This window comes from Pseudomonas sp. K5002, from assembly GCF_013386655.1.
GTDB lineage: Bacteria > Pseudomonadota > Gammaproteobacteria > Pseudomonadales > Pseudomonadaceae > Aquipseudomonas.
In genome coordinates this window covers 1-2,230 of sequence record NZ_JACARK010000891.1, presented here as the reverse complement: position 1 = coordinate 2,230, position 2,230 = coordinate 1, and the positions used below count along the sequence as shown (strand labels likewise).

Annotated in this window: 2 protein-coding genes; both read right to left on the bottom strand. The window is 63.5% G+C overall.

The window, feature by feature from the left end; all coding sequences use genetic code 11:
• Positions 1–1,508 (bottom strand): phosphocholine-specific phospholipase C (locus HX846_RS30590; protein WP_178966818.1); only part of this gene is annotated, 1,508 nt, incomplete at its 3' end.
• Between the two features lie 54 nt (positions 1,509–1,562).
• Positions 1,563–2,230, bottom strand: a 668-nt coding sequence (locus HX846_RS30585) for a substrate-binding domain-containing protein (RefSeq protein WP_178966817.1), incomplete at its 5' end; no start/stop codon positions are given.

The window sequence follows — 2,230 nt, the reverse complement described above, 5'->3', positions numbered from 1 at the left end:
TGACGCAGGGAGTCGGCGGCCTGGCGGCTGATGGTGTGCAGCGGCGGCAGGGTCTCGGTGTTGGGGTTGACGAAGTTGAAGGCCGAGGTGAGGTCGCCGCACACCGCCCGGCGCCAGGCGCTGATATTGGGTTCGCGCACGTGGAAACGCTTCTCCAGAAATTGCAGCACGGAGGTGTGATCAAACGCCTGGGAATTGACCCAGCCACCACGGCTCCACGGCGACAGCACCAGCATTGGCACTCGCGGCCCGGGGCCGTACACCCCGCCGTCCGGCGCGGGTTGCTGGCTAGAGCCGGGCGGTGCCGGGTGGGTAAAAATCTCGCTGTCGAACTTCACCGTGGACTTGCCGGCAAAGCTGCCATCCAGGCGTTTGGACGGGGCTGACGGCGACGGCACGTGGTCGAAGAAACCGTCGTTTTCATCGTAGTTGACCAGCAGCACGGTCTTGCTCCACACGTCCGGGTTGGCGGTCAGTGCCTTGAGGATTTCCTGGGTGAACCAGCCGCCTTGCACCGGGCTGGAAGGCCCGGGGTGTTCGGAGTAATCGGCCGGCGCCACCAGCCAGCTCACCTGTGGCAGGCGCCCGTCGTTCACGTCCTTGCGAAAGCCCTGGATGATCGATTCCAGGTCGCTGCCGCTGACCGCCGGCAGGGTGTTGCCATTGCCTTTGTACAACGGCACGCGGGCGTTCAGTTGATCGCTGTAGGGCACAAAATCCTTGAAGTCTTTCGGTGGCACGGCGGGGTTGCCGGCCGCAACGCTGGCCGCACGAAATTGGCGAAACCCGGCCAAGGGGTTGTCGCCAAAGTTATCCGGCAGGTACTGGTAAACCTTCCAGCTCACACCCGCTTCTTCCAGGCGCTCGGGATAGGTTTTCCAGGTGTAGCCCACGCCCACCGCTCCGGGGCCGTCCCATTCGTTGACCACCGCCGCCACATTCGCACCGGTCGGGCCGTTGGTGCCGGTCCAGTGGAACAGCCGATTGGGATTGGTACCTGCGTGTACCGAACAGTGGTAGGCGTCGCACAGGGTAAAGGTGTTGGCCAGGGCGAACTGGAACGGCACTTCCTGCTCACGGTAGTAACCCATCGAGGTGGGTGTCTTGAACGTTGGCCAGGCGTTCATCCGGCCGCTGCTCCAGGCGGCGTGCTCGTCGACCCAGGAATGCGGCGTGCCGCTGACCCGCTGCGCGTTGCCACGGGAGCTGTCCAGGTGATAGGGCAGGATCCGCCGCCCAACGCCCTGCTGCTCCCACACCCGGTGCCCGCCCGGCAGTGGAATGGTGAAGCGGTCACTGAACCCGCGCACACCCGGCAAGGTGCCGAAGTAGTGATCGAAGGAGCGGTTTTCCTGCATCAGGATCACCACATGTTCGACGTCCATCAGGGTGCCGGTGCGGTTGTTGGCGGGGATCGCCAGGGCCTGGCGAATGGAGTCGGGCAACAGGGTGTAGGCGGATCCGATGGCAGCTGCTTGCAACAACGTTCTGCGTGTAAGAGTCGGCATAAGACGATTCAATCCCTTGAAGTTCTGGAGCGAAGCTCAGGACAAAATAGGGACTCAAGGCGACAAAGAAATGACATCGCTCGAATCGCGCTCGACCTGCCCCACCTGGTACTCCCTCGGCGTACACCCGAACTCGCGCTTGAACACCGTGTGCAGGTACTGGGCGGATTTGAACCCGCAGTCATAGGCAATATCCGCAATCGCGGCCCTGGTATTTTCCAGGCTGGAAACCGCAGCCGCGAGTTTGAAGCGCAGGATTTCATCGTGGACGCTGCGGTTCAGTTCACTGCGAAAATGCGCTTCCAGGGACGACCGCGACACGCCGACGTAGTTGGCGACCTGGGCGGTCTTGATGCCCTGGCAGGCGTACTGGCGAATGAAATGCAGCGCCTGCATCACGTAGGGATGGCCGAGGGGTTGGTGCAGGCTTGAGGTCTGCACGTTGACCGCTTCCGGCGGCACCAGGATCTGGCTGCCTGCCGAAGGCATACCGTGCAGCATCTGGTGCAGCAGGCGCGCGGCGGTGCGGCCCATTTTTTCAGTGCCCTGGATCACCGAGCTCAGCGGTACACGGGTCAGGGTGCGGGTCAAGGGGTCGTTGTCGATGCCGATCAGTGCCACTTGCTCCGGCACCGGGATGCCGGCGGTGAGGCAGGCCTGCAGCAACTGGCGGGCACGGGCGTCGCTGACCGCGATGATGCCGATGGGTTTGGGCAGGCTGT